The sequence below is a fragment of the Marinobacterium jannaschii DSM 6295 genome (assembly GCF_000620085.1).
Classification (GTDB): Bacteria; Pseudomonadota; Gammaproteobacteria; order Pseudomonadales; family Balneatricaceae; genus Pontibacterium; species Pontibacterium jannaschii.
In genome coordinates this window covers 1-21,421 of sequence record NZ_JHVJ01000030.1, presented here as the reverse complement: position 1 = coordinate 21,421, position 21,421 = coordinate 1, and the positions used below count along the sequence as shown (strand labels likewise).

General features: G+C 58.3%; 19 protein-coding genes. 10 read left to right on the top strand and 9 right to left on the bottom strand.

Features of this window, described 5'->3' with window-relative positions; all coding sequences use genetic code 11:
* Window position 1 precedes the first annotated feature (1 nt).
* Complete coding sequence (gene phnH / locus Q354_RS0113800) at window positions 2-610, bottom strand: phosphonate C-P lyase system protein PhnH (protein ID WP_027858122.1); 609 nt, start codon at window positions 608-610, stop codon at window positions 2-4.
* Complete coding sequence (phnG, locus tag Q354_RS0113795) at window positions 610-1,080, bottom strand: phosphonate C-P lyase system protein PhnG (RefSeq protein ID WP_027858121.1); 471 nt, start codon at window positions 1,078-1,080, stop codon at window positions 610-612. The genes phnH and phnG overlap by 1 nt, the downstream gene beginning before the upstream one ends.
* A gap of 296 nt (window positions 1,081-1,376) precedes the next feature.
* On the opposite strand from phnG, the gene Q354_RS0113790 reads away from it, so the two are divergent.
* Entirely contained in the window at window positions 1,377-2,294 is a 918-nt protein-coding gene (locus Q354_RS0113790; RefSeq protein ID WP_027858120.1) for a LysR substrate-binding domain-containing protein, read from the top strand.
* A 57-nt stretch (window positions 2,295-2,351) separates the two neighbouring features.
* Here the strand turns inward: Q354_RS0113790 and Q354_RS0113785 are convergent, their stop codons facing one another.
* Entirely contained in the window at window positions 2,352-2,723 is a 372-nt protein-coding gene (locus tag Q354_RS0113785; RefSeq protein WP_027858119.1) for a YybH family protein, read from the bottom strand.
* 107 nt (window positions 2,724-2,830) lie between these two features.
* Between Q354_RS0113785 and Q354_RS0113780 the strand changes: the two genes are divergently transcribed.
* The 4 genes from Q354_RS0113780 (at window position 2,831) to Q354_RS27465 (ending at window position 9,655) form a co-directional block, all read left to right on the top strand.
* Entirely contained in the window at window positions 2,831-3,691 is an 861-nt protein-coding gene (locus Q354_RS0113780) for a LysR family transcriptional regulator (RefSeq protein WP_027858118.1), read from the top strand.
* Between the two features lie 110 nt (window positions 3,692-3,801).
* Complete coding sequence (locus Q354_RS0113775; RefSeq protein WP_027858117.1) at window positions 3,802-4,092, top strand: YciI family protein; 291 nt, start codon at window positions 3,802-3,804, stop codon at window positions 4,090-4,092.
* A gap of 297 nt (window positions 4,093-4,389) precedes the next feature.
* Entirely contained in the window at window positions 4,390-6,747 is a 2,358-nt protein-coding gene (locus Q354_RS27470) for a bifunctional diguanylate cyclase/phosphodiesterase (RefSeq protein ID WP_051560138.1), read from the top strand.
* A 232-nt stretch (window positions 6,748-6,979) separates the two neighbouring features.
* Window positions 6,980-9,655 (top strand): CFI-box-CTERM domain-containing protein, encoded by a 2,676-nt coding sequence (locus Q354_RS27465; protein ID WP_027858116.1) that lies wholly within the window; start codon window positions 6,980-6,982, stop codon window positions 9,653-9,655.
* A gap of 147 nt (window positions 9,656-9,802) precedes the next feature.
* On the opposite strand, the gene Q354_RS0113760 is transcribed toward Q354_RS27465, so the two are convergent.
* The 6 genes from Q354_RS0113760 to Q354_RS25780 all read right to left on the bottom strand — a co-directional run bounded on the left by Q354_RS0113760 (window position 9,803) and on the right by Q354_RS25780 (window position 17,767).
* Complete coding sequence (locus Q354_RS0113760) at window positions 9,803-10,732, bottom strand: exopolyphosphatase (RefSeq protein WP_027858115.1); 930 nt, start codon at window positions 10,730-10,732, stop codon at window positions 9,803-9,805.
* A 189-nt stretch (window positions 10,733-10,921) separates the two neighbouring features.
* Window positions 10,922-12,979 carry a dipeptide ABC transporter ATP-binding protein gene (locus Q354_RS0113755; RefSeq protein ID WP_027858114.1) on the bottom strand — a complete coding sequence of 686 codons (2,058 nt, stop codon included), beginning with the start codon at window positions 12,977-12,979 and terminating at the stop codon, window positions 10,922-10,924.
* A gap of 10 nt (window positions 12,980-12,989) precedes the next feature.
* The gene (locus tag Q354_RS0113750) at window positions 12,990-13,892 is read right to left on the bottom strand and encodes an ABC transporter permease (RefSeq protein ID WP_084332606.1); all 903 of its coding nucleotides are present in this window, start codon (window positions 13,890-13,892) and stop codon (window positions 12,990-12,992) included.
* A 9-nt stretch (window positions 13,893-13,901) separates the two neighbouring features.
* The gene (locus tag Q354_RS0113745) at window positions 13,902-14,849 is read right to left on the bottom strand and encodes an ABC transporter permease (RefSeq protein WP_027858112.1); all 948 of its coding nucleotides are present in this window, start codon (window positions 14,847-14,849) and stop codon (window positions 13,902-13,904) included.
* 120 nt (window positions 14,850-14,969) lie between these two features.
* On the bottom strand, window positions 14,970-16,442 hold the full coding sequence (locus Q354_RS0113740; protein WP_027858111.1) for an ABC transporter substrate-binding protein: 1,473 nt from the start codon (window positions 16,440-16,442) through the stop codon (window positions 14,970-14,972).
* A gap of 29 nt (window positions 16,443-16,471) precedes the next feature.
* The gene (locus Q354_RS25780) at window positions 16,472-17,767 is read right to left on the bottom strand and encodes an alkaline phosphatase family protein (protein WP_051560137.1); all 1,296 of its coding nucleotides are present in this window, start codon (window positions 17,765-17,767) and stop codon (window positions 16,472-16,474) included.
* 248 nt (window positions 17,768-18,015) lie between these two features.
* Here Q354_RS25780 and Q354_RS25775 point away from each other — a divergent pair, with 248 nt between their 5' ends.
* The 5 genes from Q354_RS25775 to Q354_RS0113710 all read left to right on the top strand — a co-directional run.
* Window positions 18,016-18,873 carry a symmetrical bis(5'-nucleosyl)-tetraphosphatase gene (locus Q354_RS25775; protein ID WP_051560136.1) on the top strand — a complete coding sequence of 286 codons (858 nt, stop codon included), beginning with the start codon at window positions 18,016-18,018 and terminating at the stop codon, window positions 18,871-18,873.
* Window positions 18,874-18,878: 5 nt separating this feature from the next.
* On the top strand, window positions 18,879-19,196 hold the full coding sequence (gene glpE / locus Q354_RS0113725) for a thiosulfate sulfurtransferase GlpE (RefSeq protein WP_027858110.1): 318 nt from the start codon (window positions 18,879-18,881) through the stop codon (window positions 19,194-19,196).
* On the top strand, window positions 19,196-20,335 hold the full coding sequence (locus tag Q354_RS0113720; protein WP_027858109.1) for a CCA tRNA nucleotidyltransferase: 1,140 nt from the start codon (window positions 19,196-19,198) through the stop codon (window positions 20,333-20,335). Before glpE ends, Q354_RS0113720 begins: the two co-directional genes overlap by 1 nt.
* Window positions 20,328-21,074 carry a pteridine reductase gene (locus tag Q354_RS0113715; protein WP_027858108.1) on the top strand — a complete coding sequence of 249 codons (747 nt, stop codon included), beginning with the start codon at window positions 20,328-20,330 and terminating at the stop codon, window positions 21,072-21,074. The genes Q354_RS0113720 and Q354_RS0113715 overlap by 8 nt, the downstream gene beginning before the upstream one ends.
* Window positions 21,075-21,210: 136 nt before the next feature.
* Window positions 21,211-21,421 (top strand): transposase domain-containing protein (locus Q354_RS0113710; protein WP_027858107.1); only part of this gene is annotated, 211 nt, incomplete at its 3' end.

Below are 21,421 nucleotides of genomic sequence, written 5' to 3'. Positions count from 1 at the left end.
CTCAGGCACCTCCGATGCGGATCTGGGTTGAACGGGGCAGGGCCACCAGCTGCTCGGCGCAGACAAAGATGCAATCCACGCCCAGCGGGAAGCGACGTCGGCTGGCGATCAGCTGTTCTGTGAACGCCTGGGGCAGGCCCCTGATAGTCAGGCCACGCTCGGACTCGATTCCGGGGCCGGTCAGAGTCCAGTCCGGCTCATCGCTGATCCCTTCCACCTGAATAATCAGGGTCGCAGAGCGATCCGGGTATTCAGCACAGCCCTGATTAAAGCTCGCCAGTTCCGGCAGCTCTGCTGCCAGCGCCAGCGCAAAGTCAGCTTCTGCCGCACACGCAGTCAACGGTGACTGGCAGTGGAAACGCAGGTTGCTGCTCAGGGTGCTGTCCTGCATCAGCGAGCGGCTCAGCCACAGGGGCGTATCGGCATCCAGCATCCCCAGCGCCACAGCCCAGCCCGCCAATGACAGCGGGCCCGGGGCGCGCTCAGGTTGTTCGATCTGGCGGATCAGGCCCGGCTCACTCATCGCTTTCAGCAGGGTACGGAACAGGGTCTGGGAATCCTGTACCGGATCACTAAACCCGGCGATCAGCTGGTCACTTACAACAGCCATCAGTCCTCTCCCCTTACCAGTGTGAAAAAGTCGACCTTAGTGTCGGCGCTGGCGCTGTCACGGGCCTCCCGATCGGCCCGCTGCTGACTCGCCAATGGCGTGATCAGCTGCCGCTGGATCAGATCATGTTCGTCCTGCTGCAGCAGGGCATCGGCCAGTGCCGCCAGCAGGGCATGCTGATGATTGCGGCCCTGGATATAGCTCACCCCCAGAGTGCCACTCTCAAGTCGCAGGGCACAGCGGGTCAGGGTCATCTCACCCAGGTTAAAGGGCTGGCCGCTGCCGCCGATACGGCCGCGCAGCATGGTCAGGCCTGATTCCGGCTTACGGATAAACTGGTAGTCCGGCGCGGCGCCCAGCTGCATCAGGCACTGCTGCCAGAGCTGCTGCAACTGTTCGCTGTCCGCTTTAGCCAGCACAGAGATCCAGCGCTGGCGCGCCTGGACCTGCTGGTCGGTTGAGGCTGTCATCTTCGTTACCTGTTAGGTTTGTCACTTCAGATAACGCCATTGTGGGGAGGTGCCAGGCGGAAAAAAATGGAGCATTTCTTCCTGAATTCCCGAGATTTTCTCAGGGATAAGTTAGCTCCCCTATTGACGGGGCTCTGTCGCCCGGGCACAGGCTTAAAGCGCTAAAAAACTACCTGGCATAAGAAATCAGCGGACTTATCGCAACAATTCCGTAAAGATAGGCTGGTATGAATAACGGTCGCCCTGAGAGCTGACCACCTCTTTTCCTTAAAAAATCTAACAATAAACATCGCCCTATGAGCAACCGCCGCAAGTCCCTGCCGCCCCTGAACGCCCTGAAGGCCTTTGAAGCCTCCGCCCGCCTGCGCAGCCTGACCCGTGCCGCCGAAGAGCTGCATGTCACCCAGGGCGCTGTCAGCCAGCAGGTAAAGCTGCTGGAGGAATACCTGGATACCCAGCTGTTCCACCGCAAACCGCGCAAACTGGAACTCACCGATGCAGCGCGGGCCTACCTGCCGGTACTGACCGATGCCTTTAACAGCCTGCTGACCAGTACCAATGAACTGTTTGGCACCGATCACCGCGCCCTGCTCACCATCAAGTGCGGCACCAGCTTTATCCACCGCTGGCTGACACCTCGGCTGAAGGACTTCTACGATAAGAATCCCGGTATTCGTATCCGCCTGATGTCTGCGGTATGGCCTTCACAGGATGAAGTGGAGGAAGCCGACCTGGAGATCTCCAACGGCTTTGGGGACTGGGGCGGTATGAAGGTCGAGCGCCTGACCCAGGAGAAGTGGCTGGTGGTGGCTAGCCCCGAGTTTCTCGATGCTCATCCGGTATCGGATGATCCGCTGCAGCTATTGCAATATCCGCTGCTCAGCACCATCGGCGATCGCGAGAACTGGCCGATCTGGTTCCGTAAACAGGGCATTATGGATATCAATATCGAGCCTATGCTGGAGAGCGATACCAGCACCATGGCGATCGAGGCCGCCTGCAACCATGTCGGCCTGTTGCTGACCCGCAGCTTCCACCTGGAACCGGTCCTGGCCAGCGGCAAGTTGGTACAAGCCCACCCCTTCACCCTGGAGTCCAGCGGTTCCCACTATCTGGTGCTGCCCAATCGTCAGATGACGCCAAAAGTGATCGCCTTCCGCGACTGGTTGCTGGAGCAGATTGCCGAAAGCCCGCAGGCGGTAAAAAGTAGCTAGGCAAACAGCAAAGCCATCTGGCTAACTCAGATGGCACTGTCATCCTTGCCAGAGGATCTAGCGCTCACCCAGCACTTCAAACTCATCGTCATGCAGCAACGCGGTGCCGTCCGGCTGGATCTTCCAGTGCTCGCGATGTACGAGGCCGAATGCCTTGTTCATGGTCCAGCGGGATGACAGGTAGTAGCCATCCTCCCCCGCAGGCTGCCAATCGACATCGCTGTACTGCACATCGCTAAAGCCCTGATCGATAATCTGCTGCCAGAACGCCTGAATCGCCTCACGCCCCTTGAAAGTCCCGAAGGGTTTAGCGCGCATCTCAGCATCGGCCTCATACTGCGCCGCACAGCCCGCTGCATCCTGACGGTTAAACGCCGCTTGCCAGGCAGCAATTCCAGCCTGACAAGGTTGCAGAACTTGTGAATCCATAATGATTGTCTCCGCTTAATCAGTGATGGTTTCTATTCTAGTCAGCTGAAAACAACGAAAAACAGTACAATCAGAAACCTGTGTTTAGATAAAGCGGACAATCAAACATGAACCAGCTGCGCCAGATGTCGCTGTTTGCCAGGGTGGTGGAAGCAGGCTCGATCAGCGCCGCCGCCGGGCAGCTTGAACTATCGAAATCGGTGGTCAGCCAGCACCTGAAGAACCTCGAAGCCGAGTTAGGTGTGATGCTGCTGAAACGCACCACAAGACGTCAGCACCTGACCGCTGCGGGAGAGCAATTCTATCAACGCTGTCGTGAGCTGAACCGTATTGCCGAAGAAGCCTGGACTGAAGTTCAGAGCCAGCATAAGACAGTGGGTGGACCTATCCGACTCACCGCACCCGATGCGCTGATGACATCCCTGATCGCACCACTGGTAGGCCAGCTGGTTACCCAGCACCCGGCGCTGCGGCCGGAACTGATCGCCAGCGATGCGCATTTAGACCTGATGCAGCAACAGATCGACCTGGCGATCCGGGTCGGCAGCTCCGCCTCCAGCCAGTTGCGCCAGCGCCGTATCGGCCAGTTTCGCGATGTGCTCTGTGTCGCACCGCAATTACAGGAGAGGGGCGCAGAAGCCCTGCCCTATGTAGCAAATACCTGGCAGGGCACGCGGATTGAGCACCGCCTGGTGAATGCCGAGGGCGAGGAGCATTGCCTCAGTTACCGCCCCAGCAGCCGGGCCAACTCGCTGCAACTTTGTCGCACCCTGCTGGAGTCCGGCGCCGGTGTTGGTATCTTGCCGGACTTTATTTTCCAACAAAGCCTGCAACAGGGACTGCTGGTTGAGCTGCTGCCCGGTTTCCAGTTATCGCCGGTACCGGTCTACGCACTGCATACCTTTGCGGGCAATCCGCCCCTCAGTGTCGAGCTGCTGATCGAGCAGATCAGCCAGCGGCTGAATTAGCTCGCAGTTAGCTTAGAGTTATCTATAGAATTTCCCCAGCAACAACACAGTTACTGACGCTCCGTAAATATTTTAACGGCCAAAAACAACCTGTCGCACAAGGAATCAAAGTGTTTATCGTTTCCCTTACCTATACCGCCCCGCTGGAACAAATTGATCAGCATATTCCGCAACATATTGAGTTCCTGAACAGCCAGTACGAGCGTGGGTACTTCCAGCTATCGGGCCGTAAAGAACCTCGTACCGGCGGAGTTATCCTGGCTACGGTCGAGAATCGTGTAAAGCTGGAGCAGATACTGGCGCAAGATCCCTTTTATCGCGAGCAACTTGCCAACTATGAAATCATCGAAATGGTGCCGACGAAGTCCTCTGCGGCCTTAGCATTCCTGATCGAAGCCTGAAACCTAGCAGCATTCTATGTCTTCACTGACTGACCAAGGGTTTGTTCGAAGTGATCCCATGAGGGAACAACCGGACAATGTGATCCGGAGCGGCGAAAGCAGCTGAGCCGCGCCAGCGCTATTCATGGACGGCAGCCCTTGTCCCGTAGCGGGCAATAACTAAATCTGAAATGTTATTCGGTGGGTGAAAAGCAGCTGCCTGAGTGCTGTGCTATCTTGGATTATCAGGACATTAACCAGATTACTCACAGGGGTGATAGTTCTGAAGGGAGCAGTCTCAGGAATCGGACAGTGAATATGGAACTATCAGAAAGCCTTATCAATCAGGATCACATTGAGCTGGCACCGGAATGCGCTTTATCGCTGGGTCGCTTTATTGTCAAAATCACCAACGCTGAATCAGAACAGGCGATCTACGTCACCCTGGCACAGCATCTTAATGAGCTGATCCCCAATGATCGCACCAGCGTTACCTTACTTAATGCCGACGATACGGCGCTGGATATCTTCGCCCTGAGTGGCAGCGAAGGTGTAATGCCTGTCGGTATGTCCCTGCCGATCAATAACACTCTGGTAGGCAATGCCCTTCACCGGCAAACCACCATCTCCAACCGGCTGGGCAGCGATTCACCGGAAACCGATGCACAGGCGTTGCTGGCAGGAGGCCTCACCGCCTGCATGAATGCCGCGCTGGTGGTGCAGGAAAAAGCGATCGGCACGCTGAACTGTGCGGTCAATGACCCGGCCCGGTTTGATCACCACAGCCTTGAACTCCTAAGCCTGGTCGCCCGACTGGTATCGATTAACCTTGAACGTCGGCGACTGTTGCAGCAGCGCAGTAACGCGGTGAGTCAGTATCAGCGCTATGCCCAGCAACTGGAGACCGTTAACCGCACCGCCCAGGAGGTCACCGCCACAACCACCGAAAGCGATCTGCTACGGGTCATCTCCGAAGCGATTCAGGAAATTCTGCCCGCCCAACGCACCAGCTATGCCGTTTATGATGAAGCCACACATAGCTTCAGCATTTCACGTCTCTCCGGCAGGCGGGCTGTCGAAGGGCATGCCGCTATCTCTGCCGAGAACTCGTCCCTGGGCTGGGTACTGAATCAAAACCGCTCACTGTTTATTGCCAATATGAGTCAGACGGAATATCCGGAACATCAGAGCCTGTCTGAAGCAGGCCTGATCTCCGGCTGGAGTATTCCGGTTCGCTGCAACGGAACGGTCACAAGTATTCTGAACGTCGCAACGGCAATAGAGGTCGCTGACGGTGACCGCTTAACCCGGGTACTGGAAACCCTGGCGGCCTTTATTGGTACGACGCTGGAGCGTATTCAGGCTCAGCAGCGGGTCGCCTATCAGGCCAATTATGATCCCCTGACCAGCCTCCCCAACCGCCACCTGTTTAACCGTGCCCTGAAACAGATGGCACAGCTCTGTCAGAGATCGCCCTTCGCGCTGCTGTTTATCGATCTTGACCGCTTTAAGGCGGTCAACGATTCCCTGGGGCACCGGGTGGGCGACCAGCTGTTGCAGAAGGTCGCCAAACGCATCCTTAAGGTTGTACGTGAAAACGATATGGTCGCCCGCCTGGGGGGGGATGAGTTTGTCGTCCTGTTACCGGGCAAGGAGGCCAGCCAGAAAGCCAGCGCGACGGCGCAACGTATCATCACCACCCTGTCCATGCCCTTTTCCCTGGAGGGACATCACCTGTTTATCGGCGCCAGTATCGGTATCAGCCTGGCCCCGGAACACACCACGGATGAAGCGGATCTGGTGAAATTTGCCGATATCGCCATGTATCGCGCCAAGGCACTGGGCCGTAACCTGTACCAGTTTTATTCAGGACAGCTGTCAGAACAGATACGTTACCGCCAGCAGTTACACAGCGCCCTGCACAATGCGATCGAAAATGACGAACTCTACCTGCTGTTTCAGCCCCAATTGCTGGGCGAGCGGGTGATCGCTATCGAAGCACTGCTTCGCTGGCAGAACCCGGAGCTGGGCCGGGTCAGCCCGGGGGACTTTATTCCGCTGGCGGAAGAGAGCAGCTTAATCGAGAAGCTGACCGGCTGGGTGCTGGAGCAGTCGCTGACAACCATTAAACAACTGCGTAACAGCCAGCCGGACCTCTATGTGGCGGTGAATATATCAGCCCAGGACTGCCACAACCCGGATGAACTGTTGATGACGGTGCAAACTGCGCTGCAGCGCCATCAGCTGCCCGGAGACGCACTCGAACTGGAGATTACCGAGAATATCTACCTGCACGATACCGATGCCGCAAACCAGTTGTTCGTCCAGCTCAAAGCGATGGGCATCCGAATCGCCATCGATGATTTCGGCACCGGCTTCTCCTCCCTGACCTACCTGCACCGGCTGCCATTGGATACCCTGAAGATCGACCAGAGCTTCGTTCAGGAACTCGACAGCGACCCGACCAAGCGGGGAATCGTCAGCGGCATTATGACCATCGCGAACAGCCTCAGTATTGAGTGCCTGGCCGAAGGCGTGGAAACCCCCTCCCAGTTGCAGCAGTTAGAACATCTCGGCTGCGAGCGGTTTCAGGGCTACCTGTTCAGCCGCCCGGTCAGTGCAGACGAATTCCGGCAGCGCTTTCTCAGCCAACAGACCGCTGACTGCAGCGGTTAAAGCACGCCTTATAGTCCTGACCGGCTACCGCCACTGAATCATTACCGAGGCAGCAGGCACCGGACTCCGGCCGACAACTGATCACTTTGCATGCACCCATTCATGCCGAATCGCCATTCTCTGCCTACACTTGGATAACGGATATGGAGTCTGCAATCAGGAGATGCTCATGCAGAGATCAGGAACCCCCGGCTGGCAACAACTTTTAAGTTCCGCCCGATGCCGAACACCCATGCTAACCCTAAGCCTCATTCTCTCCCTCTTTCTCACTGCTACAGCGGCTCAGGCCGCCGTCGAGCGGATCAATCTGGGCCTCTATGGCGGTCAGGTGGCGGATATTGAAGCGCTGGACGATGGCAGTGGTAACACCGACCTTTTGATTGCGGTAGACAGCAGCCAGAAAGGGATCTTTAAGTGGGATGGCAGCCGCTGGCGTTCCACCACCTACCCTTCCGCAACCACGACCGGTGCTTTTTCCGGCACCGCCACCCAGGTTGAGGTCAACCCCAGGTTCAGCAGTAATGTCTATGCCGTCATCTCCTCCGGCAGCGTCAATAAGGGGCTCTGGGTCAGTGCCAATCGTGGCGATCTCAGCAGCGGCGCGGTCAGCTGGCAGGCCGCTCTCGATTCCGGCAGCAGCCAACTCACAGAGATCCAGCAGCTGGTGGGCCATAGCAGCGGTATCTACGCCTCGGATAATCAGGGCAAGATCTGGCAGAATGGCGGCTCTGCGACAGGACCTTTTGTCACCGTGTTTACTGCGCCCGGTGGAGAACAGATTATCTCTTTTGCAGTGCATGCACCGTTTCGCGGCTATGTCCTGACACGTGACGGCAGCAATAACCTGCGCCTTTACCTGACCGACTTTGCCGGTAGCGACTTACTCCTCAGCCTGCCTACCCAGGCGCCGGTGCAACAGCGCAGCAGTAGCTGCCCGATCAGTAGCTGTGCTGTCGACCTGCGTCTGGTCGCATCCGATCCGGCCGATCCGAGCGGCAATACACTGTATGTCGCAGGTTCCTCGGTCAATGCCATGATCTTTAAATCCACCAATGGCGGCACCAGCTGGAACCAGGGCTGGGACTACCAGTGCAGCCTGCCCGCCAATGGCTGTACCGGCTTTGCCTTTATGGATGGCTTTCCCAGCGTGATCCGCTTCAAAGGCACCGCCTCCGGTGGCAACGAAAGCCGTTATATCTTTGTCTCGACCTCTCAGCTGGATAACGATGCCGGTACCCCCACCTGGCTGCAGGTGGCCAACCTCTCCTCGACGATCAGCCCAAGCGGCCCCTCAGGCCCGACGGTAATCAACTTCACCACCCACGCTAACGACCCTTCGCTGGCGATCGACCCGAACAACCCTGACACCCTGTTTATCGCCACCGACCTGGCGATTGGTGAGATCAGCCACAGCGCCTGGGCCGGCCCCGGAAGTGTCGGCTCTGAAAAGGGTAATGCCCTCGGTATCGAGGGTGTGGTAATTAACGATATGGATTTCTACGCCCACTCGGCTACCAATAAAGATCTATGGATCGCCACCAAGAGCGGCCTGGGCAAGGCACTGAACTTCAACCCCAGCGATCCGGCCAGTACCACCACGGCGGGTGACTGGGTCTACCCGATCTTCCCGCTGGATGATGGCGCGCCGCCCACGGCCGTAGCGATCAACCCCAGCAACAATGCCGAAGTACTGGCCGGGAACGGTAAGATCTACCGCAACACCCAGGCCGACCAGCTTCCCCAGGCGGCAACAACATGGAGCCGCACCTTCGATCCGGCCGACTTTGATGGCGTTGGCGAGCCGCTGGAGAGCGCCCGCTCCGAGCGCACCAGCACTACCGCGATTGAATACCAGCAGGGAGGCAGCTGTAGTCGCGTTTACATGACCGCCGCCAATAACGATACCGGCAGCGAAGGCGGGGTGTTCTACTCCGACGACAGCGGTGCCAGCTGGACTATCGACGATCTAAACCCGTCAACCCTGCTGAAGATGCCGGTCAATGCCCTCTGGGTCAGCGACACGACCGTCTGGGTGGGAGTGGGCGACAGAACCGGCGCCAGCCGCAGCAGCGAAACCGGTATCCGCGCCCGCCTCAGCCTTTGCGGCAGCCAGAGTTTCTGGAAGCCGAGCAGCAGCGATGCGGCCTTTACCGACTTGCAGACCGAAGTGGTCACCGCCATCGATGGCGTTAAGATCAGCGGCAGCTACAGCGTCTATATCACCACCCTCAACAACGTCTATAAGGGCGAACTGCCGTCCGGCAGCAGTGGCGGCTTCTCCAGCTGGAGCTGGAGTAAGGTCACGCCAACCGCCTCAGGCGCCAGCCAGTTCAATTCAGTGGCGGTCGATGTCACCGATGCCAACCATGTCTGGGTGTCCTACGGCAACTGTATCCGCGAATCCAGCGATGGCGGCAGCAGCTGGAGCGCCTATGGCAGCAGCTGCCAGCCGGATCACGAACAGGTGCGTAAACTGGTGTTCGATGACCTGCTCAGCGGCACCGACCAGGGCCTGTTTGCCTTTACCACCGTCGGTGGCGGCGAAGGCAACAATGTGATTATCGGCAGTGAGGATAGCAGTGGCGGCTGCTTTATTGCGACGGCGGCCTTTGGTTCTTATCAACAGGCCAGCGTGCAGCGACTGCGGCTGTTCCGTGATCAGGCCCTGCTGCCCTACGGCTGGGGTCAGTGGTTGGTCGATAGCTATTATCACCTGTCACCACCGTTGGCAGGCTGGATCGCCACAAACGACAGTGCCCGTGCAGTGGTCCGGGTGATGCTGCTGCCACTGATCGGTCTGGCGGAGATGGTACTGGCAATTGGCTGGTTAAGCTCACTGGCGCTGTTGCTGCTACTGACAATCGGCCTGCGTTACGCAATACGTCGGATCGGGCTGCAACCAGCCTGAATCCACCTCCCGGAAATACACCCATAAAAATGCCGGACCCAAAAGGTCCGGCATCTTGGTTAAGCCATAAGCTGAAAGCGGTCAGCTTCAAGACTGAGAATTCGCAGTGCGTGCTGACAGCTTAAGACTTTAAGCTGTCAGCTGCTCTCAACCGTCCGCATTGATCCGTGCGATCAGTTCATCCAGCACGGTTTCCGCCTGATCGTTTTCCACCTGACAGGTACCGGCTGCCTGGTGGCCACCGCCGCCATACTTCAGCATCAGTTCGCCGACATTAGTCGCCGAGCTGCGGTCGAAGATCGACTTGCCGGTAGCCAGTACGGTATTTTGCTGCTTCAGACCCCACAGCATATGGATGGAGATATTGCACTGCGGATAGAGGGCGTAAATCATAAAGCGGTTGCCCGCCCAGATTGTCTCCTCCTCTCTCAGGTCCAGCACCACCAGGTTGCCGTGTACACTGGCGCAGCGTCTGATCTGATCGATAAACAGATCCTGCTGTGCCATATAGAGTTCAACCCTCTCCTGTACATCCGGCAGCTGCAGGATTTCGGCGATACTGTGGTTGCCGCAGTAGTCGATCAGATCCATCATCAGGTTGTAGTTGGAGATACGGAACTGGCGGAAGCGTCCCAGTCCCGTTCGGGCGTCCATCAGGAAGTTCAGCAACTCCCAGCCCTGCGGCCGGAGCACTTCATCCTGACTGAACTGGGCGGAGTCAGCCTTGTCCACCGCTACCATCATATCCTCCCACTCACGTGGAAAGATGTCATAACCACCGTAATAGTCGAATACCACCCGTGCCGCCGAAGGCGCATCAGGGTCGATAATATGATTATCCTGCTTATCGTTACGAATGGTCTCGGAGAGGTGGTGGTCGAATGCCAGCCAGGCTTCGGGAACGTAAGGCAGGTTGGTGGTGATATCCTGATCGGTGATATCGATCTTGCCATCCTGCATATCTTTAGGATGCACAAACTTGATCTCGTTAATCAGATCAATGTGCTTTAGCAGCACCGCACAAACCAGACCATCAAAGTCACTACGGGTTACCAGGCGGTATTTTGTCTCTGCCATGAGAAACGTCCTTTTGTTCCGTGGAAGGAGCAGCAGCTATACAGAGCCGCTGCAATTTTAGTATTTAAGAGTCTACGACAAAATAACCACTTCGCCAGCAATAGTCATGGCCGATGTCATAAAAAGTAAACACCGGTGCAAACCAATCTGCACCGGCGCCTTCCGGTATCCGACAGAGGTTACAACCGCCTAGCCAACAGCGACCCGTTGCGACGGCTCGATCATTGTTGAAGGCTGCAACTGTTCGATCGGCAGATGACAGCGGATACGGTTGCCCGCCTGCTCCTGCCAGGGAGGCGACTGCTCGTTGCACTGCGCACCCAGATTACGTGGGCAGCGGCGCTGGAACGGACATCCGGCGGCCGGAGGTGAAGCTTCCACCACATCATCGCTGTGCAGGATCGGCTGGTGATCCGGGTCGGGCTGCAGCACCGCGTCCAGCAGGGTCTCTGTGTAGGGATGGGCTGCGCCGTTAAAGATCTGCCCGGTTGGCCCCACCTGACAAAGACGGCCCTGATAGAGCACCGCCACCTGATCGGAGATCGCCTGCACCACCGCCAGGTCGTGGGCGATAAACAGATAGCTGACACCCTTGTCGCGCTGCAACTCTTTCAGCAGCTTCAGTACTGCTGCCTGTACCGACACATCCAGTGCAGAGGTCACCTCATCGCAAAGCACCAGTTCCGGCTGACCGGCAAAGGTCCGGGCGATCGCCACCCGCTGCTTTTCACCGCCTGAAAGCTGGGCTGGCATCCGGTCGAGGTAGTGCTCGCCGAGGCGGACCTGGGCCAGCAGTTCGGCGGCGCGCTGGCGGCATTCCGCCTTGCTGAGGCCAAAGTAGAGCTTCAGCGGCTGCTCCAGAATCTCGGCGATGGTATGGCGCGGGTTCAGCGAGGCATCCGGGTTCTGGAAGATCATCTGCACCTTACGTTTCAGCTGGCCATCGCGTTTTTCCACCGGCATGTTGAGGTTCTCCTCGCCGAGGCTGATATCTCCCCGAAGCGGCGGCTGCAGGCCAGAGACGGCGCGCATAATGGTGGACTTGCCACTGCCGGATTCGCCCACCAGCGACAGGGTTTCCCCCCGGCGCAACAGCAGCCCGACGCCATCCACCGTCGGGATGATCTGCTTATCACGCCCCAGCCAGCGCTCCAGCAGGTCCGGTTTATGGTAGCTGACCGCGACCTGATCCAGCCGGATCAGGTTATCGCCCAGCTCTGCCGCCTCCACTTCAACCGAGCGCAGTGGAATCCGCTGGCGCAGCGCCTCATCATCCAGATGGCATTTCACCTGACGTCCGGCCAGATTACGCTGCGGCAGGTCGAGATCCTGACAGATCGGCGAGCAGTGCTCACAACGGGCAGCAAAGGCACAGCCTTTGCTGACAGAACCGACCGCCGGTGGATAACCCTGCATCGACGGCGGCAGTCCCGGCTGATTGAGGCGCGGGATCGAGGCCAGCAGGCCCCGGGTATAAGGGTGCGCAGGCTGGCGCAGCACCTCGCCGCTGTCGCCCAGTTCGATCACCTGACCGGCATACATCACCGCCACCCGATCGCTGATACGGGCGATCACCCCCAGGTCATGGCTGACAAACACCATCGTGGTACCCAGCTTCTGGCGCAGCTCGCGCAGCAACTCCAGGATATGCGCCTGGGTGGTAACATCGAGGCCGGTGGTCGGCTCATCCAGCAGTAACAGTTCCGGATTGCCCGCCAGCGCCATGGCGATCGCCACCCGCTGCTGCTGGCCACCGGACAGCTGATGAGGGTAGCGATCCATCATCTGCTGCGGCGTCGGCAGACGCACCAGACCCAGCAGTTCGATCGCACGCGACGGGCGTGCCGAAGGAGCCAGTTCCGAATGCAGCATCAGGGCTTCGATCATCTGTGCACCGATGGTCATGGTCGGAGTCAGCGACTGACCGGCATTCTGCGGGATCAGGCCGATACGGCCGCCACGCAGTTTAGCCAGCTCCTTTTCCGGCAGCTCAAACAGGGACTGTTTGCGATAGCGAATCGCTCCGCTCTGCACCTGGCTGCCGCTGCGCAAAAAGCCCAGCATACTCAGCGCCAGGGTGCTCTTGCCGCAACCGGACTCCCCCACCAGTCCCACCGCCTCACCTTTGCGGATCTGCAGCGAGACATTGCGCAGTACCGAGACCAACTGACCCTTACTGTTGCTGTAACCCAGCGAATAGTTATCCACATGCATCAGGGTTTCAGCGTTTGCCGCTTGGTTATTCATGACTCACTCCTCACACCGGTGCCTTGGCACGGTCCAGTCCCATCGCTTTACCAAAAGCGTCGGCAGTCAGGTTAATACTGATTATCAGGGTCGACAGGGCCAGGGCCGGAAACAGCGTAGCCCAGGGGGCAATTGACATCATGCCGCGGGTATCGGCAATCATCAGGCCCCAGTCCGGGGTTGGCGGCACTACGCCAAAGCCCAGGAACGACAGTGAGCTGAAGGCCAGCAGCATCCAGGCCCAGCGCATCGCGCCTTCCACCAGCATTGCATCCAGTACGTTGGGCAGCAGCTCCTTTACGACGATGGTGAAACGGCTTTCACCCCGGGTCTTGGCGGCCAGGACGAAGTCACGGGCGACGAAATCCAGTGTGGCGCCGCGCACCACCCGGATCACCGCGATACCGTAGAAGAAGCCCAGGGTAAAGATCAGGGTCACACCGGACTGCCCCACCATGGAGATGATCAGCAGCAGGAACAGCAGCCAGGGGATCGCCAGCAGGGCATCCACCAGCCGCATCATCCACTCATCGAGACGGCCGCCGACAAAGCCCAGAAACATCCCCATAAAACCGCCCCAGCCCATCGCCAGCAGGGTGCCCAGCAGGGTCACGCTGATCGCCTCACGACCGCCCATCAGAGTACGACTAAAGACGTCGCGACCCATATTATCGGTGCCGAACCAGTACTCGGCGCTTGGAGCCTGGAACATGATATAGCCGTTCTGCAGCGTCCAGTCATAGGGCGCCAGCCAGGGGGCGAGCAGCGCCACCAGCATATGCCCCAGCAATATGCTCAGGCCGATCAATGCTGAGGGTGAGCGGCGCATATTGCGCCAGACCTGCAACCAACGCGGCGTCTGACGGTAGTTATTCACAGCAGCATCCGCTGTATTGGCAGTGATTGCTTGCATAGTGCCTCCTTAGCGGGCTGTTCTCAGGCGCGGATTAAGCGCCTGACTGGCGAGATCCGCCAGCAGGTTGCAGCCGATATAGACGGCGGCCAGTACCAGGGCGATCGCCTGTACCAGCGGCAGGTCACGGTCGTAGATCCCCTTGATCATCAGGGTGCCGACACCGGGGTAGTTAAACACCTGCTCGATAATCACCACCCCGCCCAGCAGCCAGGCGATGGTGAGGGCGATAATATTGATAGTCGGCAACATGGCGTTGGGCAGCGCGTGGTACCAGACGATGCGCCAGTAAGGCACGCCCTTGAGGCGGGCCATCTGCACAAAGTCACCGGCCATCACCTCGATCATCGAACTGCGCACCATGCGCATAATATGTGCCACCATCACGAAGGCCAGGGTGATCACCGGCAGCACGATATTGGGCAGCAGCTCCGAGATCGGCGCACTGCTGCGCACCGTGGTCACCGCCGGGAACCATTGCAGCTGAATGGCGAAAACAAAGATCAGTAAAGTGGCGGTAACAAATTCCGGAATGGTCATGGCGAAGATCGCTCCGGTCGACAGTCCTACATCCAATGGCTTGTCGCGGCGCAAAGCGGCAAAGACCCCGAGTAGAATTGCCAGCGGAATCCCGATCGCCGCCGCTGCCGAGGCCAGTACTGCGGTGTTGCGCATCCGGTTGGCCAGCATATCGTTGATCGGTTTATCGCGTTTCAGCGAAGTACCCAGGTCACCCTGAATAACCCCCGCACCCCAGTCGCTGAAGCGCTCGAAAGCAGGCTTATTAAGGCCGCGCTGCTGGCGACAGTTTTCCAGCCGGGTTCCCTGGGCATCACGTCCCAGGTAAGCGGTACAGACATCGCCGGGCAGGGCTTCGGTTACACTGAACACCAGGATGCAGACAGCGAAGAGTGTCAGCATGGCCAGCGCCAGTCGTTGCAGTATCAGTTTCAGCATCGGCAGAGTTTTTACAGGCTTGTCAAAGAGGGACGGTTTCGCCGGGACAGTTGCGGCAGGAAACCAAAGAACCGCCGACCCTGTTAGGGTCAGCGGTAGCCGTTCGCCAGCGGCGGAGCGTTACTTCACATCCACTTTGTTCCAGCGGATAGAGAACCGCTCGACCGGATCCAGGCCGGTGACACCGGCACGCATCACGCGGGTCTGGTTGAGGTGGTATGGGATCAGCGCGCCGCCCTCTTCCCACAGAGACTTCTGCAAGCCGGCGTAGAGCGCTTTACGCTTCGTGAAGTCCAGCTCACTGCGGGCCGCATCCAGCTTGCCGTCGAACGTCTCATTCTTAAAGAAGGATTCGTTCCAGGCGGCGGTAGAACGGAACGCTTCGTTCAGTACCTGATCGGCCGGACGCTGGGACCAGCGAGTTGCGAAAGCCGGTTCCTTCATCCAGACATCGCTCCAGTAACCATCGGAGGCTGCTACCTTCAGCTTGACGCTGATACCGGCCTGCTTCGCCTGCTGCTGGTAGACCTCAATCATGCGGATCCACTCCGGCTCGTTATCCGCCGCGCTGATCTCGATATCGATACCGTTCGGGTAGCCCGCCTCTTTCAGCAGGCGCTTGGCTTCAGCGATGTTCTGGCTGCAATCGATTTCGGCACGGTACTGGTCACCGGACCAGACCGGATGGTCACAGGTCACGGTACCTGCACCTTCGCCGGACGCCAGTTTCATCATACCTTCGCGGTCTACCGCCAGACGCAGCGCTTTACGCACCCGGGCATCATCGTATGGCGCGGTATCAGTGCGGAACACCAGGGCACGCCATTCGCCGGTGGCGATGCTCTGGGTCTTGAAGTTCGGGTTCTGGAACAGGCGTACCTGCTGCGAGATCACGCTGTCTTCAAAATCCAGCTGGCCGGCCATCAGTGCCTGGACACGGGCCTGGGAATCGGCGATACCGATAATCTCGAATCTGTCAGCCGCCGGACGCCCTTCCCAGTAGTCAGGAAAAGCCTTCAATACAGTGGTGCCCTCAGGATCCAGCTCCTCCAACATAAACGGGCCGGAACCGATACCGGTCTTAGCGATCGTGTCGCCGGAACCTTCCGGGATCATCCGCACGCGGTAATCCATCAACAGCAGCGGCAGATCGGCATGTGCCGCAGACAGTTTGATCGCCACTTTGTGCTCGTTGATGATCTCGACACGGTCGATCACACCCAGTACCGCCGCCACTGGCGAATCAATCTCGGGGTCTTTGATACGCTCCAGGGAGTACTTCACATCAACGGCGGTCAGGTCGGAACCGTCATGGAATTTCACCCCTTTGCGCAGCTCGAAGGTCCAGGTTTTGGCATCGGCAGAAGCCTGCCAGTCAGTGGCGATATCCGGGCTGGGCATACCTTTCGCATCCTGACGCACCAGGCGGGAGTACAACACCTGATTGGCATCGAAGAAGCGGCTGGGTGAGATCGGGTCCAGGGATTCGGCACCGGCGTAACCCACATCATGGGCCATGCGGAAGGTACCGGCGGTTGCAGTGCCAGCCAGGACAGCGGCAGAGATCAATACAGTAGAAAGCAGGCGTTTCATTGGAGTTATTCCTTATTCGTAAAGTCAGATCATTCGGCGCTGTCGCGGGCGCACTCAATCGAGGTATTTGACGGTGTCAGCGGGGTAAACAATGGCTCGGCCTGCCAGGGTGTTTCGACACCGAGGATTGCCGCCATGGTCGGAGCGATCTGATTCGCCAGGCCGGACTCAATGCGTTGCCGTGGTATCGCCGGACCATTGAAGATACAGAAGCGCATATCGGCGCGGCTGCCGGGGCGCATACCGTGATTAGACAGATACTTGGATGGGCCGGAGACACCGGATGCACCGACAATCTGGCTTTCAAAGCTGATATCGGAGCCTTCAGGCACCACAAAGGTCAGCAACTGGTCTTGTTGCTCTGGCGGCAGGTGATCGTTGTTCCAAAGCTCGATACCGTATTCAGCCAGTGCGGCCTGAACCCAGATGGCCTGAGCCTGATCGCGCGGCTTCACCATCAGCACGCCACCTTCGCTGGACCAGACCACCTCATCTCCCAGCAGGCGGTCGACATAGAGACCACTGCACATCGGCGCATGCCCGTGATCACTGCAGATCAACAGGTTGTACCGGTCCAGCACAGACGCCTGCTCCAGTCGCTCCAGTAAGGTGCCGATCTGGGCGTCAGCCGCCCTCAGCGACCATTCGGTCAGGGCATGATCGGCGCCATACTTGTGCAGGAAGTAATCGGTGATACCGATCTCCAGTAGCATAAAGTCCGGAGCCTGTGCAGAGGCAGCCAGGCCGGCGGCCACATCCAGCAGTTGCTGGTCGGCCAGCATCCCCAGTTGCAGCTTGATATCCGGGTTTTTATTCGGCGCGACAATCTCCAGATTGATCCCCTGCGCCTGCAGTGCCGCCAGGCGGCCCTGATCATCGTAGTCGGCACCGGCACTGAGCCAGACGGTATCCGCTGGCATGGGCTCGGCATCCCGGCCACGCATCAGCATCTCATCCACCCACCAGGGGCCTTTGTAGAGCGAACAGTCCTGCGGCCGGATCATGCCGTAACCAAGACCGGCCACATCCAGACCCTGCGCCTTGGCGTAGGCTGGTAGCGTCGGCACCCGCACATCTTCCGGGTTAGCCCAGCGAAACTGCTCGCCATCCCAGATATGATTGCCATAGATGCCATGCTCGGACGGGGCGACACCGGCCACAATAGAGGTCCGCCCCGGACAGGAGGTACCGCACATCTCCGGGGTAACACCGTTTACCTGTGTCCCGCTGCGAGCCAGGCGGTCGAGATGGGGCAACTGGTGACGGATACTTTCGAAGTAGTCGGCACTGATTCCGTCGACCATGATGAGGATAAGCTTGCTCATTGTAGTAATAGCTTCACTAATGGATGAGTGACTCGGAAATTGATAAGCGCCATGCTAAAAGCCACTGATTGCACTTAGGTGACAGTTTTCGCCGATAAATCACAGAATTTAGCCCCAACAGCATTAGATTTTCTATTCATTCAAATACCCTGCACCCGTCCGGCAACCCGCCTGAGGCATTGCCGCTGCCGAATCTGGTAGAATCGCCAGCAGAATCAGTTAACCCATAAAGGACAGCAAGCACCACTATGGCTACCTATGCGATCGGTGATATTCAGGGTTGCTTTGATGAACTGCAGCAGCTTCTCGAACAGATCCAGTTCTCGCCGGACGATCAGCTCTGGATCGCCGGCGACCTGGTCAATCGCGGCCCGAAGTCACTGGAAACACTGCGCTTCCTGAAACAGCTGGGCGATCGAGCCCGGATCGTGCTCGGTAACCATGATCTGCACCTGCTGGCCGTCTACTACGGTGCCGCTAGCGCAAAACGTGGTGATACCCTGAATGAGATTCTCGAGGCCCCCGACTGTGACGAGCTGATGCACTGGCTGCGGCAGCAGAATCTGGTGATCGCCGATGAATCCCTGGGCTATGTGATGGTACACGCGGGAATTCCGCCACAGTGGAGTGTCAAGAAAGCGCGCAAACGGGCCAAAGAGGTAGAAACGGTGCTCAGAGGCACCCTGGCCCGCGAATACTTTCAGCATATGTACGGCAATCACCCGGATCGCTGGCACCGGGACCTGGAAGGCTGGGACCGGCTGCGCTGTATCACGAACTATTTCACCCGGATGCGTTTCTGCGATGCCCAGGGTACGCTGGACTTCAGTGCCAAGGGCGGCCTCGACACCCAGCCGGATGGTTTCCTGCCCTGGTTCCGCCAGCCACGCAAAAACCCGGATCTGCCGATCATCTTCGGCCACTGGGCCGCGCTGGAGGGTGAAGCCGAGGCGGAGCATGTTTTTGCACTCGACACCGGCTGTGTCTGGGGCAACACCCTGACGGCGATGCGCCTAGAAGACCGCCAGCTGTTTAGCTACGCCTGTATAGGGCTGCGCAATACCCATAACCCCAAACTTAATACCCCTGCTTTTCTACAAAGGTAATATTCATGGATCAGTATCGCTGCATCGACTCTCCCGAAGCCCTGGCCCTGCTGCAGAATGGCGCGGCTGTCGCCGATATCCGCGACCCTGAAAGTTATGCCCAGGGGCATATGCCAGGCGCCATCAATGTTAACAACGAAAACCTGCCAGACTTTATCGCCGCCGCTGATATGGATAAGCCGCTGCTGGTATGCTGCTACCACGGCATCAGCAGTCAGTCAGCAGCCCAGTATCTAGCCCACCAGGGCTTTGATGAGGTTTACAGCGTCAACGGCGGCTTTGAGGGCTGGCGGGTCGAGCAGCCGGAGCAGATCGAACGCTGATGGAGATTTATCTGGTTGGCGGCGCTGTCCGCGATGAGCTGCTGGGCTATCCGGTCTACGACCAGGACTGGGTCGTGGTCGGGGCAACACCTGAGCAGATGCTGGCCCGGGGTTTTAAGCCGGTGGGTCAGGATTTTCCGGTGTTCATTCACCCCGAGAGTGGCGAAGAGTATGCGCTGGCCCGCACCGAGCGCAAGTCTGGCAAGGGATATACCGGGTTTCAGTACCATGCCAGCCCGGACGTGACGCTGGAAGAGGATCTGATCCGCCGCGACCTCACGATTAATGCCATCGCCAAGTCGGCAAATGGCGAACTGATCGATCCCTATAATGGCCAGCAGGATCTGCAGCTTAAACTGTTACGCCATGTCTCCGAGGCTTTTGTCGAAGACCCCCTGCGGGTGCTGCGGGTCGCTCGCTTTGCCGCCCGTTATGCCCATCTGGGCTTCCGTGTGGCCGACGAAACTATCGCGCTGATGCAGCAACTGTCTGCCGGAGATGAGCTGGAGCACCTGACGGCCGAGCGGGTATGGAAAGAGCTGGAACGGGCGCTGGGTGAGCCCTCACCGATGGTGTTCTTTGATGTGCTGTTTCAAGCCGGTGCACTGGAAGTACTATTGCCAGAGCTACTACCGCTCTATCAAAACGGAGAGCTCGATGGCATCGCCGACAAGGTGACCCGGGGCAGCAACAGCTGTAACCGTTTTAGCGTCCTGCTGACCCTCGCAACCGCATCACTGGAATCCCCGACCGCACTCGCACTGATCGAATCCCTGTGTGAGCGATTGCGTAGCCCGAAACTCTATCGAGAACAGGCATTGCACTGCCGCCAGTGGTATCAGGCATTACAGCGGTTTGACCAGATCAGTGGGGAAGAACGGCTGGAACTGATCGGGGGTGTAGATCTGTTACGCCGGGAACAGCGCCTGTCCGGCCTCCTCGCCTGCAGCGAAGCCTTGTCCGGGGGCCGGTCCTCGCCCCTTAACCAGGCCCTGCCTGCACTATTGGTACAGCTGAATGCAATCGCACCCAAACAACTGATGGCTGAGGGTTTTAAAGGCAAAGCTCTGGGGACTGAGATAGCCCGCCGCCAGTTACAACTGTGTGAGCAGTTCAGCTTGGAGATTGACAATGGCTGAAGTGGCCAAAGTGGCACTGGTGACCGGTGCCGCCCAACGCATCGGTGCGGTGATCGCCCGTACCCTGCACTATCAGGGCTATCGCGTACTGCTGCATTATCGCCGTTCTTTTGCCTGTGCCGAGGCGCTGGCGCAAGAACTCAACGCGATCCGCACCGACAGCTGCCGCCTGCTGCAGGCGGATCTGGAGCAGATGGATCAGGTCGAGCAGCTGGCCGTCGAGGCAACAAATAGCTTCGGCCGTATCGACCTGCTGGTGAATAACGCCTCTGACTTCTACCCGACACCGCTGGAATCCAGCGACCAGCAGCAGTGGGACAGCCTGATCAACTCCAACCTGCGCGGTGCCTACTTCCTCTGTGCCAGACTGGCCGATCAGCTGAAACAGCATAACGGCGCCGTTATTAATCTGATTGATATCCATGCACAACGGGCCCTGCCCGGCTATCCAATCTATTCGATCGCCAAGGCGGGTCTGCAGATGATGACTCTGTCACTGGCCAAGGAACTGGCGCCGGAGGTGAGGGTAAACGGTGTCGCGCCGGGGCCAATCCTGTGGCCCGAGGCTGCGGCAGCGATCAGTCCTGCAGAGCAGCAGGCTATTCTGGATAAGACCCTGCTTGGAAGAGCGGGTACTCCAGAGGATATCGCCAGCGCTGTCGCCTTCCTTGCCCGCGCGCCCTTTATTACCGGGCAGGTCCTGGCCGTGGATGGCGGTAAGTCGCTGTACAGCCATTAACCGCAGTTACTGTTCAGCAGACATCCAACCTGCGGGCACAAAAAAGGCGGCTGGTTAAGCCAATGCTGTTCACTTAAGCCAAAAACGGCATAATTGAATAAAATCCAGCATCCCTGTCGGTTGCTGGATTTTTTTTATGCCCCTACACCAAACCTTGCTTGAGATTGATGAGCTGCACCAGTTCTCAGATCAAAGCACCTTCACTCAGAACATCCCGATTGAATGGATAGAGTCAGCGCTGACCCTGACTGACAAGGCGAGTATTCGCCGACGACGTCTACCGTCTGATCAGGTTCTATGGATGGTCTTGGGTATGGCACTCTTTCGTGATGAACCCATCGGTGATG

Bases quoted from the DNA above. Each gene is read 5' to 3' on its own strand.
- Q354_RS0113715 (WP_027858108.1), top strand. From the start codon at position 20,328: ATGGCTGAAGTGGCCAAAGTGGCACTGGTGACCGGTGCCGCCCAACGC.
- Q354_RS0113780 (WP_027858118.1), top strand. From the start codon at position 2,831: ATGAACCAGCTGCGCCAGATGTCGCTGTTTGCCAGGGTGGTGGAAGCA.
- Q354_RS25780 (WP_051560137.1), bottom strand. From the start codon at position 17,767: ATGAGCAAGCTTATCCTCATCATGGTCGACGGAATCAGTGCCGACTAC.
- Q354_RS0113790 (WP_027858120.1), top strand. From the start codon at position 1,377: ATGAGCAACCGCCGCAAGTCCCTGCCGCCCCTGAACGCCCTGAAGGCC.
- Q354_RS0113750 (WP_084332606.1), bottom strand. From the start codon at position 13,892: ATGCAAGCAATCACTGCCAATACAGCGGATGCTGCTGTGAATAACTAC.
- Q354_RS0113785 (WP_027858119.1), bottom strand. From the start codon at position 2,723: ATGGATTCACAAGTTCTGCAACCTTGTCAGGCTGGAATTGCTGCCTGG.
- Q354_RS0113740 (WP_027858111.1), bottom strand. From the start codon at position 16,442: ATGAAACGCCTGCTTTCTACTGTATTGATCTCTGCCGCTGTCCTGGCT.
- Q354_RS27465 (WP_027858116.1), top strand. From the start codon at position 6,980: ATGCTAACCCTAAGCCTCATTCTCTCCCTCTTTCTCACTGCTACAGCG.
- phnH (WP_027858122.1), bottom strand. From the start codon at position 610: ATGGCTGTTGTAAGTGACCAGCTGATCGCCGGGTTTAGTGATCCGGTA.
- phnG (WP_027858121.1), bottom strand. From the start codon at position 1,080: ATGACAGCCTCAACCGACCAGCAGGTCCAGGCGCGCCAGCGCTGGATC.
- Q354_RS0113720 (WP_027858109.1), top strand. From the start codon at position 19,196: ATGGAGATTTATCTGGTTGGCGGCGCTGTCCGCGATGAGCTGCTGGGC.
- Q354_RS0113760 (WP_027858115.1), bottom strand. From the start codon at position 10,732: ATGGCAGAGACAAAATACCGCCTGGTAACCCGTAGTGACTTTGATGGT.
- Q354_RS0113755 (WP_027858114.1), bottom strand. From the start codon at position 12,979: ATGAATAACCAAGCGGCAAACGCTGAAACCCTGATGCATGTGGATAAC.
- Q354_RS0113745 (WP_027858112.1), bottom strand. From the start codon at position 14,849: ATGCTGAAACTGATACTGCAACGACTGGCGCTGGCCATGCTGACACTC.
- Q354_RS25775 (WP_051560136.1), top strand. From the start codon at position 18,016: ATGGCTACCTATGCGATCGGTGATATTCAGGGTTGCTTTGATGAACTG.
- glpE (WP_027858110.1), top strand. From the start codon at position 18,879: ATGGATCAGTATCGCTGCATCGACTCTCCCGAAGCCCTGGCCCTGCTG.
- Q354_RS27470 (WP_051560138.1), top strand. From the start codon at position 4,390: ATGGAACTATCAGAAAGCCTTATCAATCAGGATCACATTGAGCTGGCA.